Source organism: Acinetobacter sp. NBRC 110496, from assembly GCF_000876115.1.
Taxonomy (GTDB): Bacteria; Pseudomonadota; Gammaproteobacteria; order Pseudomonadales; family Moraxellaceae; genus Acinetobacter.
Genome location: NZ_BBTF01000033.1, coordinates 1 through 14,216 on the forward strand (window position 1 = coordinate 1; position 14,216 = coordinate 14,216).

Below are 14,216 nucleotides of genomic sequence, written 5' to 3' on the forward strand. Positions count from 1 at the left end.
AGCGTGCTTTTATCAATCATAAGGCCAACCTTTTATCCATGTTTTCAAATTTCTATACATACAGATTTCGGTATAAACGGGTATGCATAGAAATTTAAAAACTGTGAGCTCAGGTCTAGCTCACAGTGATTTTGGGAAGTTAAGCACCGACACGACGACGGTCAACTTCGGTACTTGGCGCACCTGTTTTTTCCTTCACCAATTCCACATTAAACGTAATGTGTTTGAATGGTTTATTCACACCACGACGAGCAAGTTCAGCTTCATCAGTCACATCAACAGCAGTTGCGACCAAGCCTTCACGTGTTGCAAAGGCAAAGTCATCCCACAGGTATTGATCACCTTCGATATTGAACTGCGTAGTTAATTTGCGATAGCCTGGTGCAGAAACAAAATAGTGCACATGAGAAGGGCGGTTACCATGACGGCCGAGCAAGTTCAGCACTGCTTGAGTAGTCCCTTCAGGTGGGCAGCCATAGCCCACAGGCATGGTCGTTTGTGCCACATAGTGACCATCGGCATCCGATAAAATGCTACGGCGTAAGTTAAAGTCAGATTGGGACTTATCAAAGAATGAATAGTTACCTAAGCTGTTGGCATGCCAAACTTCGACTTTAGCGCCTTCGATAATATTACCTTCAGAATCAGTGACCGTTCCTTCGATGAATAAGGTATCGACTTTGTCCGATTCAGAACCGTCATCCATACGGGCAAAACCGACAGATTCTGGGGCACCAGCCACATAGAGTGGACCTTCAATGGTACGTGGAGTTCCACCCGTAATACCTGCTTTGGCATCTGCTTCATCGGCACGTAAATCTAGATAATGCTCAAGACCTAAGCCTGCTGCCAATAAACCGAGTTCATTGGCTTGGCCTGCATCGGTAAAGTATTCCAGACCTTTCCACAGTTCGCTTTGCGAGATATCTAAATCTTCAATCGCCTGAAACAGATCACCGAGCAGACGAACCACAATTTGTTGTACACGTGGATTGACTTCACCTGTCGCAGTATCCACATTCATTTTTTTAACCAGTGCATCGATTTCTTGACGGTTCATACATAATCTCCTGAAGTATGATAATTTTTGGTGGCTCGCAGACTTGCTGTTTTGCTGCTTGCTTGGCTTGCCACATTCCTTGTTCAAATTCTGTTGTGATTCGGATACTTTAGCTATCATCTTCGCGGATGGCTGATGGATGACGATTCATCGCCATCACTTCAATCTTCATGTAGGGATATAGCGGCAGACCCTGTAAAATATTGTGCAGTTCTTCATTGCTGTCCACATCAAAGATACTGATGTTTGAGTATTGTCCGGTGATGCGCCAGATATGACGCCATTTGCCTTGACGCTGTAAATCTTGTGAATAGGCCTTTTCAACAGCTTTAATTTGATTGGCCTGTTCAACTGGCATATCGAGCGGGATATTTACATCCATTCGTACATGAAAAAGCATGGCAACTCCTTGAATTATTGACGACGCAGCTTGTCGATTTTGTCTTCATCCAGTTCAATACCGAGACCCGGACCAGTTGGAATTTTGAGTTCAAAATTGCCATATTGAAGCGGTGTTTTTAAAATTTCTTCCGTGAGTAACAGTGGACCAAACAGTTCCGTGCCAGCGGCTAAATTGCTAAAGGTAGAGAAGGCATGTGCGGAAGCGATGGTGCCAACTGGACCTTCCAACATGGTTCCACCGTAAAGATCGATCCCTGCCAGATTGGCAATTTTTCCGACTTCACAGGCTTCAATCAGACCGCCTGACTGGGCAATTTTTACTGCAAACACTGAGGCAGCATTGCTTTTTGCCAGTTGATATGCACTTTGCGGACCGGTTAACGATTCATCCGCCATAATGGCAATATCGAACTTGCGCGTCAGGCGTTGCATGGCGTCAATATTGTGAATTGCACACGGTTGCTCGATCAGATCGACTCCACCATCCTGAAGCATTTGAATCCCTTTAATCGCATTTAATTCAGACCATGCACGGTTGACATCGACACGAATCGAAACCTCTGTGCCTAAGGCTTGTTTAATTGCCAGTACATGTTCAACATCCTGCTCAACTGGGCGGGAACCGATTTTGAGCTTGAACACATTGTGGCGTTTTAACGCGATCATTTTTTCTGCTTCAGCAATGTCCTTTTCAGTATTGCCAGAGGCTAAAACCCAAAGTACAGGGACACTATCACGTAGGCGCCCACCTAATACTTCACTGAGCGGTAAACCTAAACGTTGCGCCTGAATATCCAGTAGCGCCGTTTGAATGGCGCATTTAGCAAAACGGTTTCCATTGATACTGTGTTGAATGGCCTGTAGGGTCTGAGCCACATTAAAACTGCCCAAGCTTTTTAACAATGGCGAAAAGTAATGCTCGATATTGGTTTTGACACTTTCAGGACTTTCATCGCCATAACCCAAACCGCCAATGGTCGTTGCTTCACCCCAACCAATTAAACCATCCTCTGTTGTCACTTTAATGAGAACCAAGGTTTGGGTTTGCATAGTTGCAACCGCCATCTTATGTGGGCGGATAGTTGGGATCTCGACAAGTAGGGTTTCTATGGATTTATACATCTTGGGTATTTCTTTGATCCTGAGCTATTTACATACCCTAAATTAATGTAATATTTAGAACTAGGCTGAATTTGGTATTTTTAGATACTTAAAAGGTATATTAAATGGAATTAAGACATCTTCGTTATTTCGTGACGGTAGTCGAGGAACAGAGCATTACCAAAGCGGCAGAAAAGTTATGTATTGCACAACCACCATTAAGCCGTCAGATCCAAAAGCTGGAAGAGGAACTCGGTATCCTGTTATTTGAACGTGGTTCTCGGCCTGTGAAAACCACAGAAGCGGGGCAGTTTTTTTATCAGCATGCGGTGCAGATTTTAACCCATACCGCTCAAGCGGCTTCAATGGCAAAACGCATTAGCACAGTGAATAAGATTGTACGTATTGGCTATGTCAGCTCATTGCTTTATGCGCTGTTACCGCAAGTGATTTATCTATTCCGTCAAAATCATCCTGATATTCAGGTGGAGTTGGTTGAGCATGGTACCAAAGATCAGATCGAAGCGTTAAAGCTGGGTAAAATCGATCTAGGCTTTGGACGCCTAAGAATTAGTGATCCTGCGATTAAACGGATTTTATTGCGCAAAGAAAAACTTAAATTGGCCATTCATAAAAACCATCATTTAACCCGCTTTATCGATCAGGGGATTTATCTATCCCAGATCATTGATGAACCTATTTTTTCTTATCCCGCGACCCAAAAACCAAATTTTTCAACTTTGATTCAATCGATTTTCACCGATTTGGGGCTGGTGCCTAAAGACATGGTCGAGGTACGGGAAATTCATATGGCGCTTGGTTTGGTGTCATCAGGTGAGGGGATTTGCTTGATTCCAGAAAGTGCCAGTGACATTGGTATGAAGAATCTGGTGTATATCCCCATTCTGGATTTGGAGGCCTATACCCCAATTTCATTGGCGGTGCGTAATATGGATCAGAGTCCGTATCTACCGCAGATTTTAGAATGCGTTAAGCAAGTATTTGAAGAAGAAGGCATTCCGATCCAACTAGAGGGTGACTAAGCCACTCGAAGTACTCAGTTTACTTATCAGCGGTCATCATGATCGCTTTTTAATTGTGATGAAAATAACCTAAAACCAAACTTAAAAGGTATAACTATATACTTCATTATCTATGGAAAATTACATTAATAATTCAAATAATAAAAGCATGACCAATATTTGCTCAAATATATCTTCCTGAATTTATGCAGGTTTTTAAAAGGTATCGGGAAGCGTGGTCGACGTGATGAGTGCAGATGTACCCATGACGTGAATGAATAAGAATTTCAAATACTCAGGAAAGGATTTCCCATGTTAAAACCAGATACGCTGTATAAAGCACAGCGCGTGGCACTGTACACACTGTTTGGCTGTCTTAATATCAATCTGGCTTATGCGGATTTTTTAGAAGACAGTGAAAAAAGCATTTATCTACGCAACTTTTATTTAGAACGCGATTTTGAAGGAACCAATAAAGATCTGGGCAGTTGGTCTCAGGCGATGACAGGACGCTTTGAATCTGGCTATACCGATACACCGATTCAAGTCGGTTTGGATATGGGCTTTCAATATGCACTGCGTTTAACGGATCGCTATGATGGACGTCTGGATACTGTATTTAAATATGATCAGCATCAAGGTCGACAGGAGCGCGATTATTTAAAATTAGGTGCGACTTTGAAATTTAAATATCGCAATACTGAACTGAAAGTCGGTGAGCTTTTCCCCAAAACACCGGTACTGTTTATTGATGATTCTCGGCAGTTGGTCACCACCTACGCGGGCGCAATGCTAGAAAGTAAGGACATCAAAAATTTGAAAGTATCAGCAGGGCGTTTTACTCATGTGAATGCCCGAGATGATGATGAATATCGAAAATTCACCTTAGGTAACTCGACAGACCCAAACAAAAGAAGTGACGGGTTGAATTTTCTAGGTCTCGATTATCAATTTACCCCTCAGTTGACTGGGTCTTATTGGTTTGGGCAGCTTGAAGATATTTACCAACAACAATATTTGAGTGCGGCCTTTACGGAAACGGTCAACAAAAGCAAGCTTAAAGTGGATGCCCGCTACTTTAACTATAAACAAGATGGTGAGGCTTATTTTGGCAATATTGACGTCCAGTCGATCGGTCTGCAAGCCAGTGTGCAAAATGGACCGCATACCATTTTGACTGGTCTGCAAAAACATATGGGTGAGAATAATATTCCTTTGTTGAACGGTTATGTACCGCAAGCCTATTTACAAAGCTGGTCTGCACTTGCTTTTTATAAGGCTAAAGAATTCACTTGGCATGTATTATATAGTTATGACTTTAAAGAACAGGGTCTCCCCGGGTTAAAACTGACTTTACGCTATTTAAATGGCAGTGAAATTTATCGGCAAGGCTTTAAGGATAATAAAGAAACCGAGACAAATGTGATCGTCAATTACACCGTACCCGAAGGTAAATTGAAAGGTTTGGGTTTTGAATGGCGACATATCCGAGCCGATATTCAATACGGCGCAGGCAATAATCCTGGCACAGATTTTGTCGAAAATCGAATCATGACGACGTATACACATCAGTTTTAATTGTCGATTCAATACAAAATCGATTAGTCCATCTTATTTAATTTTGCGAATAAGATGGTTTTTTTTAATCAAAATTTTTAAAGATAGAAAAAAGTATTTGTTATTTTATTTTTAGATTTATCGTGTGAATAATCACAATTTGTTGGTTCAGTAAGCTTGCGTAAGCAAGAAACTCAGTTTCGGTGTCATCTGAATGACTTTGTGTAAATTTTAGTAGTTAATCAAGCAAATAGCGCTTTGATATGTAGAATAAAAAATAGCCATTTTGTTTATTGAAGAATGACTTTCATTATAAATTAATTTAGATCTTTCTCATTTCATCTTCATCCCAATCTGAGATAACGGAGCAAATATGATTGTATTATTGATATTGCTTGGCCTATTGATTCAGCTCGTTGTGGTATGGGCTGTTTTTTATTTTGAAGCCAATCGAATGGTTGGCTGTCTTATTTCCATTGTCGCTGCCATTTTCTGTAGTGTGTTGATCACACCGTGGAGTCTGTTATTGGGGGTACCGATTATTCTTGCTAGTGTGATTGTACTGATTGCACCGTTACGTGATGCTTTGGTGAGTCGGCCTGCCTTTAATATTCTTTCAAAAGCCATGCCGAGTATGAGTACTACGGAAAGAGAAGCTTTAGAAGCGGGGACCAGTTGGTGGGAAAAAGAACTGTTTATGGGGGCGCCGGATTGGGAAAAGTTTGATCAATATCCGTATCCGACTTTATCGACAGAAGAACAAGCCTTTTTGGACAATGAAGTCCAACAACTCTGTTCAATGTTGGATGAATGGCAGATTCATCATCAAGAAAAAGACCTGCCGCCTGAGGTCTGGCAATTTATCAAAGACAAAGGTTTCTTAGGCCTGATTATTCCAAAATCATTCGGCGGTAAACAGTTTACGCCTTTTGCTCAAAGTCGGATTATGAGCAAAATTGCTTCTCGCTCGCTCACTGCAGCAGTCAGCTGTATGGTACCGAATTCACTTGGTCCGGGTGAATTACTGCTGCACTATGGCACCGAGGAACAAAAACAACGCTATTTACCAGGGCTGGCAAATGGGACAGAAGTGCCTTGTTTTGGCTTGACCAGCCCTGAAGCGGGTTCGGATGCAGGTGCAATTCCTGATACTGGCGTGGTCTGTTATGGACAGTACCAAGGCCAAGAGGTGCTGGGTTTAAAAATGAACTTCTCCAAGCGCTGGATTACCCTTGCACCGATTGCTACGGTCATTGGCTTGGCGTTTAAACTGTATGATCCAGAAGGTTTGTTAGGTGATAAGGCGAAAGTGGAATATGGTATTACCTGTGCCTTGATTCCGGCGGATCATGATGGAATCAAGATTGGGCCTCGCCATAATCCGGGTGCGCCGTTTATGAATGGTACGGTTGAGGGCAGTGACGTTTTTATTCCACTGGACTGGATTATTGGTGGACAGCAAAATGCGGGTAAAGGCTGGCGGATGCTGATGGAATGCCTCGGTGTGGGTCGGGGGATTTCATTGCCTGCTCTGGCAACGGCAGGAGCGGAAATGAGTTATTTACTGGTCGGTGCATTTGCCAGTGTGCGTCAACAATTCAAAATCTCAGTCGGGCATTTTGAAGGGGTGCAAGAGGCAACCAGTGATATCGCCAGTGATGCCTATATGTTGGAGTCCTTCCGCTATCTTGTTACTTGTGGTTTAAATCAAGGCGGAACGCCAGCCGTGATGACGGCAATGGCCAAATACTATGCGACTGAAACCATGCGAAAAGTGGTCAATCATGGTATGGATGTGGTTGGTGGCCGCGCAATTCAGTTAGGCCCCCGTAATTTCCTCGCACTGACTTATCAATCTATTCCGGTTGCAATTACAGTGGAAGGGGCAAATATTCTGACCCGTTCTTTGATGATTTTTGGTCAAGGCTCGATGCGTTGCCATCCTTATTTGTTTGAAGAATTACAGTTATTGCAATCCGAAGAGAAAGCCGCTGCGTTCAAGCAATTTTCGCCGCTATTGTTTAAACACCTGGCTTATACCTTTAATCGCGCTGCCAAAGCATTGGCGTATGGTATCAGCGGTGGTTCCAATGCAGGCTCTCAACAGGCCGATGATTTTTCTAAACCTTATTACAGCAAGATCAACCGTTTCAGCGCTAATTTTGCCTTAACGGCAGACATGGCGCTGGGCATACTAGCGGGTGATTTAAAACGTAAAGAAATGCTGTCTGGGCGTTTGGCGGATATCCATGCACATTTATTTATCGCAACGGCAATCTTGAAATACTATGAGCATGGACAACGAACTGAGGCTGAACAGAAGCATGCCGAATTGGCGTTAAATAAAGCGTTATATCAAGTGCAAGAAGCCTTCTTTGGTTTCTATGCTAATTTCCCGATGAAACTTGCTGCCTGCATGGTGAGATTGATCTGTTTTCCATTTGGTCGCCCGATTACGGCGCCATCGGATCAGTTAAAGCAGGAGGTTGCTCAGTTGATTATGCAAGAACATACATTCCGTGAGCAATTGAAACAACACGTTTACTACAGTACCGATGCCAATGATGTGATGGGACGTATGGAATCGACCTTTCAGATGTTATTACAGCGACAACCGTTGTGGAATAAATTCAAGAAAGCCGAGTCAAAAGATCAGTTTAGTGGACTGACTTTTGAGGAAAGAATCGCCAATGCGGTTGAAATCGGATTTATTAGCGAGGCAGAGGCAGAATGGCTTTTACAATACAATGCCAAACGTTATGACAGTATGCTGACCGATATTTTTGATGCACATTTAGAACATGATTTACCACTTGAAAATCCGCACCTTAATAGCTGATTTGTTAGGCTGTTGAGATCAACTGAGAACAGTCCTTAATATATTAGGGGTGAGATCACTCATACTTTAATCATATTCTGGGCTGTTTTTCATAACAATTCTAAATTTTTATGCTGATCTGTTATATTTTTTTTAGAAAATTCTGTGTCTTTCCTTGTTCTGTATCTTATTGCACTATAACAATATGAGTTGAGCAAAGCCAAAGGTGCCGATATGAGTTTTTTGAAAAAAAAGAATAATGCCAGTTTTGTGTTCTTCATTATCACACTGTATGCATTCATTGGATTCGGATTAGGCTACATGATCTGGGAATATTTACTGTAAACCGTGACTGTGCTGCCTTATTGAAACTGAATTGAATGAAGAGATGACAGCGGGAATTGCTATTTTCCTCTGTCACAGATCATTGATTTGCTTAGAAATGCCACAGCTTCTGTAATCAAGGCGGAGATCTCTTTCGGTTGTGAAGTTAATGGAGCGTGACTGGCATTGAGCGAAATGACTTTTTTGCATTCAATCGATCAGACATGACGGCTTGATTTTCAGGGTTGCTCAGGTTATCGCCAAAGCTAGTGGCTAAAGAGGCTTTTGAGTCCCCCTTATTGCGAAGCCTGCATCTTGGGTTAAATCCTGACAGCAACTTTCGTGAAACTTATCTATTTTTACCAGAGATAAGCATCGCTATCAGCTGCTAAATCTAGTACAGCAACGGGTAAATGTTGTTGGGTGGAGGACGAAACATAATAAATGGGTATTAACCGATATCTTTTTTTGATAGTGACTGATGGATTGGTATCTTTGGTGAAATCTATGGCTTGGAGCGGATTGAACTGATGCCTGTTTAAATGCACCAGTTCTGGCAAACTGAAATCTAAGCAGGGCTTTTACTTCCTCAGTGACCATTGGATCGCGGCATCAAACAGTTTTAAACCCTCTGCTGATAGATTGGTAAAGGTATCATTGTTGAGAAAAAACATCAGCCGTTTTGCTGGGGCAAGTGATTCATAGTCCATGGTTGCACCTTTTTCATAGCCCCAGATTGCCACTTTTTCAGGTTGCCCATAAATAGTCGCGATAATGGTGGCACCTAATCCCGGTTTACCCCAACTCATTGGCGCTTGTGCCTTATATACATTATGCGTCCCTGCCGAGAGTTGTGCAGACAAGGGGTGTGGGGCATTGACCAGCCATAAGTAACGCTCTTTTTCAACCTCGCCAAAATCGGTATGGATTCGTTTGCCAGTCATGGCTAGATCATCCAGATAATCATTTTCCCATGTCATTAGTGGAATCGGCAGTTGTCGCCAACCTGATTGCAGATTTTTGGAAGCCACCGTTGAAGAAATAATCACGAGATCGGTGTTTTTTAAATGGTCAGGGGAAATCGATTGATCGAATATTTCAACTTGATAGCCTTGATGCTGTAAGTGTTTTTGAATCGCAACATCTATGGCTGAGGATGCACCATGGATCTGAGAGACCAGTGCAATTCGGGCTTGGGCATAAACAGAAGATGTCCATACGCAGAATGCAATGATCACCGCCATGATAGAAATAAGCTTTTTCATATTAATCCCAAAAGCGCAGTCATGAACTTGCTGCGCCGATATCATGTTTTAGAATTTAAAGGTTGCACGCAATACGGCTTGGCGAGAATCACCTTGAGATACGGCCAGATTATTGACACTGGCGGTGTAATAGGTTTTGTCAAAGAGATTATTTAAATTAAATTGGAAGTTGACTGCTTGTTTGGCAATGGTGGTGTCATAGCTGATAAAGGCATTGGCCAATGTATACTCAGGCAAATCAAAGGTGTTTTCTGAATCACCTGCGCGTTTACCCACATAATTGCCACTGAGACCTAAACGTAAGTTGCCATGATAAAGTTCACCATAATTATAGGCCAGCGCAAGCGACGCGGTATCTCGTGCGACATTACTCAAACGATTGCCTTGTAGACCAATTTCATCTTCAGTGACGTTGGCATCGGTATAGGCATAGGTCAGGGTTGCATCAAGCTGATCGGTCAGACGGCCGGTAAGATCTAGTTCAGCACCTTTAGAACGTACGGCGCCTGTGGTATGCAGTTCGACTTCTTTTGCAGCGTTGGTTATTTTGGCGAGCACATTACGTTTTTTTATATCATAGAGTGCAAAGTTGGCCTTAATACGATCATTAAATTCATATTTTGCACCAACTTCATAGGATTTTGCCTGTTCAGGTTGGACATCTGCGTCAATAACAGCATTGCCACCTAAAGGCGCAATCGAGGAGTTCGGTTTGAGTGACTCAGTATAGCTGCCATAGAAGGAAAGTTGATCATTCCATTGATAGACTAAACCTGCATGGGGCAGCCAAGCATCATCATTGCTGTTGGTATTTTCTTTAAATGGTCTGCCGCGCCCAGCGGTTTGTTGATAGTGCAAATAACGTCCACCGAGTACTGCAATCCATTGTTCATTTAAATGAATCGCATCTTGCACATAAAAACCATAGGTATGCAATTTATCAGTTTGGTCACTATCGTTATCACTGATCTCACGAGATGGTTTGACAGTTCCAAAACTTGGATTTAAATAATCTATTGTAGAAGTAGTAGTACTACGAACCATATCGGGACGGAAATATTTACGGTATTCGATATCTGAACCGATTTGAATATCATGCTTTAAACCGAACAGATTGACCGAGCCATTGAGATAGCCCTGGGCATTACTGTCGACACTTTCTGCATTTAAGGTCGCATCGGTACGACGTGTCACAGTGTGATTAGCAGTATCTAATGAAAGTACACGTAACTGGTTGGCATCATAGGTTTCGTAGTTATAGGTATAGCCGAAATGAGCTGACCAAGTATCATTAATTTGATGATCAACCAATAGTTGTGCCAGATGATCTTCACCTTTCATCTGGTTAAAAGCTTCATCTAAGCGTTGATATTTAGAGATCGGTAAAGCTTTTTTGGTGTTTGGATCAAAAATGGTTGAGCGATCAAAAGGGACATCAAAATGACGATATTGATAGCTGAGATTGACTTTGGTTTGGCCATTATCCCAAGCTAAGGATGGGGCGATCAAGGTCTGCTTTAGATTGCCAAAATTACGCCAGTAGTCCGCATCGGAATGATCTGCAATAAAACGGTAGGCAAAGTTACTGTCATTAATTGCACCCGTGCTATCCAGACTGGCACCTAAACCATTTTTACCGGCAGCAAAACTTGACCCATAAACTGAAAGCTCGGTTTTTTGTGTGCGTTCAGGTTTTTTAGTAATAACATTGACCACCCCCCCTGGGTCCATGATGCCATAAAGTAAAGAAGCTGGGCCTTTTAACACTTCAACTTGTTCAACGGCGGCATTCATGGTGCGACCTTGTACAATCGGCATACCATTGACGGTAATTGAACCGTCACGATTTTCACCAAAGCCGCGTTTCATCACGGTATCTTGAGTGCCCCCTAATGTATTGCCTTGGGTAATACCACTCACTTGAGTCAGCGCATTGTCTAAGTTTGCAGGCATATAATCCTTCACATACTGCTTAGACACTACATTGACTGTTTGTGGACTTTCCAGATTTTTTTGATTGCCTCTCAAGGTCGATGCCGATTGTGATCCAATATAACCAGTGCTGGATTCAGCCTGCACGCTAATGGTCTGTAGTTGCGTGGGTTGAACCACCGCCGTTTCTGCCCATGATGCAACAGGAAGGAGAGATAACAGCAAAGGACTGCTATGTTTTAAAATTTCAACAGTAATGAGATTTTTACGTGGGGAGAATGCAGACATAAGCATACCTGAGCGATACAGAACATGAAGTTGAGGCAGGAGAGGCATGGCCATTTAAGCAGACGGCGACATATGCAAGGCCATAGAAAGTGCTTAAGTATATTTAAATAAGAATCATTTACAAGAACTTGAGCCGCAGTAATGCAGTGAAAAAAATTAAGCAATTGATAATACGTTCATTATTTTTTAAAAATGATTTTATTTTTACTCAAGAAAAAAAGAGGGGCGTTATTGAAAGGAACATATTCGTAAGCTTATAAAATTTATCATAATTATTTCATTATTTATGCTTTGTCAGAACATGGCAATGAATGTCATTCATAGTTCAATATTTAAATAAATCATTTTATGCATAATCACTTGTTCAGTAGGCTTAAATGATCAGGATGAGTTAGAACATAAGTAACATGAGGCATGGATGTATAACACTCAAAACACAATATTTAAAATGACATAGAGTCTAAAAATGAAAAGATTAGATTTTGCAATAATTGATCCTCATATTCATCAGTGGGATCCTTATCACACCCCTCATTCAGCAGCGTTCCTGGTCAAAGTTTTAGGGAAATATCCTGCCGCGATGGATCGAGTCATTCGCTGGGTCAAACCCAAACCCTTGTTGGAAAGTTTAGGAATCACGCAATATGCTTTAAGTCCTTATTTGCCTGAAAATTATCACGCCGACAGCGTGTCATTCTTAGTGGAAAGTGTGGTGCATGTTGAAGCCAATTGGCATCATCACAAAGGCTTTGGCGTGGTGGAAGAAACCCAGTGGATTCAGCAATTAGACTTTAAAGCGCAAGGCTTAAAACTCGGTGCCATTGTTGCAACAGCTGATCCCCGAGACCGGAAATTCAAAGACATTCTTAACGCACATCAAGAGGCAAGTCCGCTATTTCGTGGTATTCGAAAAATGGCAGCGTGGCATGAGGACACTGGTATTTATCGATGGTGTGATCGGCCGCATTTATATCAGCACAAAAAATTTCTCAAAGGCTTTGAGCAACTGGCACGACTGGATTTGTCCTTTGATGCATGGGGCTACTCAACACAATTATCTGAGATAACCGCCTTGGCTCGGCAATTCCCTCAAACAAGGATTGTAGTCGACCATTTGGCCACACCTGCGGGACTATTTGGCGCCGTGGGTAAACGTACAGGAAAAACGCCAGCACAACGGATAGCGATTTTTCAGCAATGGCAACAGGATTTGGCACGCCTCGCCGAGCAGAAAAATGTCTATGCCAAAATATCAGGCTTGATGATGCCAGTACTTGGACATCGCTTTTATCAGCAACAGCGAACAGCAACAATCTCTGAAATTGTCAATTTACTAAATCCAATGCTGCAACATGCGATTCAGGTTTTTGGAATCAATCGCATTATGTTTGCTTCTAATTTTCCGATGGATAAACCCAACGTTGCTTTGGTTGACTTAATTCAAGCTTATATCCAAATGTTAAGTCCTTATGGTGAGCAGGCTTTACATGCCATGTTTAGACAAAACGCTGCCAATTTTTATCAACTTAAAATAGAGTCATGATATGAAAAGTTTTAATCAAAAAGTCGCTGCAATTACGGGTGCAGGGTCAGGAATTGGGCAACAACTCGCAATTTTATTGGCACAGCAGGGTGCTGATTTAGCGCTGAGTGATGTCAATGAAAAAGGCTTGGAAGAAACACAGGCTTTAGTACAGCAATATCCAGTCAAAGTTAGCCTGACTCAGTTGGATGTATCAGATCAGCAGGCCGTTCGTCATTGGGCTGAAGACAGCTTCAAGGCACATGGCAAGATCAACCTGATTTTCAATAACGCAGGTGTAGCCTTAGCCAGTACGGTAGAAGGCATGAGCTATGAAGAACTGGAATGGATTTTCAAGATTAATTTTTGGGGTGTCGTTTATGGCACTAAAGAGTTCTTGCCTTATCTCAAGCAAAGTGGTGAAGGGCATATTATTAACATTTCCAGTCTTTTTGGTTTAACCGCACAGCCAACGCAAAGTGCTTACAATGCGACCAAATTTGCTGTTCGTGGCTTTACCGAATCTTTAAGACAAGAGCTGAAACTTCAAAATGAGGGCCTCAGTGCAACCTGTGTGCATCCAGGCGGTATCCGCACCAATATTGCCAACAGTGCCCGCATGAGTGACAGTATTCGCAGCTTGGGCATGAATCCAGCCAAGGCCAGTCAGGCATTTAATAAAGTCTTAAAAACCCCACCAGAGCAGGCAGCTAAAATCATTCTAGATGCGGTGAAAGCGGATAAAGCGCGGATCTTGATTGGTAATGATGCCAAAGTTCTGGATTTGATTCAGCGTATTAGCCCGACCCATTATTCATATGCCTTGAGTTTTTTTAGCAAGAAAAGTAAAAAAAAGAAAGCTTAAAATGCTTGAGCTGCTCTCTCAATCATTGAGGCTGTATTTAATTTGAAGAAGGCAACTTCA

General features: G+C 42.2%; 11 protein-coding genes and 1 pseudogene. 6 read left to right on the forward strand and 6 right to left on the reverse strand.

The genetic code is table 11. The features are described 5' to 3' along the window. Window positions 1–139 precede the first annotated feature (139 nt). The 3 genes from catA to Aba26S_RS14570 all read right to left on the reverse strand — a co-directional run bounded on the left by catA (window position 140) and on the right by Aba26S_RS14570 (window position 2,584). Window positions 140–1,060, reverse strand: a complete 921-nt coding sequence (catA, locus tag Aba26S_RS14560; protein WP_043972948.1) for a catechol 1,2-dioxygenase — start codon at window positions 1,058–1,060, stop codon at window positions 140–142. A gap of 109 nt (window positions 1,061–1,169) precedes the next feature. Continuing rightward, entirely contained in the window at window positions 1,170–1,460 is a 291-nt protein-coding gene (catC, locus tag Aba26S_RS14565; RefSeq protein WP_043972950.1) for a muconolactone Delta-isomerase, read from the reverse strand. A gap of 14 nt (window positions 1,461–1,474) precedes the next feature. Beyond that, window positions 1,475–2,584: a muconate/chloromuconate family cycloisomerase gene (locus tag Aba26S_RS14570; RefSeq protein WP_043972954.1), complete on the reverse strand. Its 1,110-nt coding sequence runs from the start codon at window positions 2,582–2,584 to the stop codon at window positions 1,475–1,477. 104 nt (window positions 2,585–2,688) lie between these two features. Here Aba26S_RS14570 and catM point away from each other — a divergent pair, with 104 nt between their 5' ends. From catM to Aba26S_RS21165, 4 genes are all read left to right on the forward strand, one after another. Continuing rightward, window positions 2,689–3,606: a cis,cis-muconate-binding transcription regulator CatM gene (gene catM / locus Aba26S_RS14575; RefSeq protein ID WP_043972956.1), complete on the forward strand. Its 918-nt coding sequence runs from the start codon at window positions 2,689–2,691 to the stop codon at window positions 3,604–3,606. A gap of 291 nt (window positions 3,607–3,897) precedes the next feature. After that, window positions 3,898–5,163 carry an OprD family outer membrane porin gene (locus tag Aba26S_RS14580; protein WP_043972960.1) on the forward strand — a complete coding sequence of 422 codons (1,266 nt, stop codon included), beginning with the start codon at window positions 3,898–3,900 and terminating at the stop codon, window positions 5,161–5,163. A gap of 352 nt (window positions 5,164–5,515) precedes the next feature. Then, on the forward strand, window positions 5,516–7,981 hold the full coding sequence (locus Aba26S_RS14585) for an acyl-CoA dehydrogenase (RefSeq protein ID WP_043972961.1): 2,466 nt from the start codon (window positions 5,516–5,518) through the stop codon (window positions 7,979–7,981). A gap of 213 nt (window positions 7,982–8,194) precedes the next feature. After that, a complete protein-coding gene (locus Aba26S_RS21165) occupies window positions 8,195–8,305 on the forward strand; it encodes a hypothetical protein (protein WP_096911414.1) in 111 nt (36 codons plus the stop codon). Between the two features lie 59 nt (window positions 8,306–8,364). On the opposite strand, the pseudogene Aba26S_RS21450 reads toward Aba26S_RS21165, so the two are convergent. The 3 genes and pseudogenes from Aba26S_RS21450 to Aba26S_RS14595 form a co-directional block, all read right to left on the reverse strand. After that, window positions 8,365–8,709, reverse strand: a pseudogene (locus Aba26S_RS21450) (alpha/beta hydrolase); the annotation flags it as partial. A 156-nt stretch (window positions 8,710–8,865) separates the two neighbouring features. Then, the gene (locus tag Aba26S_RS14590) at window positions 8,866–9,549 is read right to left on the reverse strand and encodes a hypothetical protein (RefSeq protein ID WP_043973008.1); all 684 of its coding nucleotides are present in this window, start codon (window positions 9,547–9,549) and stop codon (window positions 8,866–8,868) included. A 48-nt stretch (window positions 9,550–9,597) separates the two neighbouring features. Then, complete coding sequence (locus Aba26S_RS14595) at window positions 9,598–11,769, reverse strand: TonB-dependent siderophore receptor (RefSeq protein WP_043972964.1); 2,172 nt, start codon at window positions 11,767–11,769, stop codon at window positions 9,598–9,600. Window positions 11,770–12,235: 466 nt separating this feature from the next. Here Aba26S_RS14595 and Aba26S_RS14600 point away from each other — a divergent pair, with 466 nt between their 5' ends. Then, complete coding sequence (locus Aba26S_RS14600; RefSeq protein WP_043972967.1) at window positions 12,236–13,312, forward strand: amidohydrolase; 1,077 nt, start codon at window positions 12,236–12,238, stop codon at window positions 13,310–13,312. A gap of 1 nt (window position 13,313) precedes the next feature. Continuing rightward, window positions 13,314–14,156: an SDR family oxidoreductase gene (locus Aba26S_RS14605; protein ID WP_043972969.1), complete on the forward strand. Its 843-nt coding sequence runs from the start codon at window positions 13,314–13,316 to the stop codon at window positions 14,154–14,156. The last annotated feature ends 60 nt before the right edge of the window (window positions 14,157–14,216 follow it).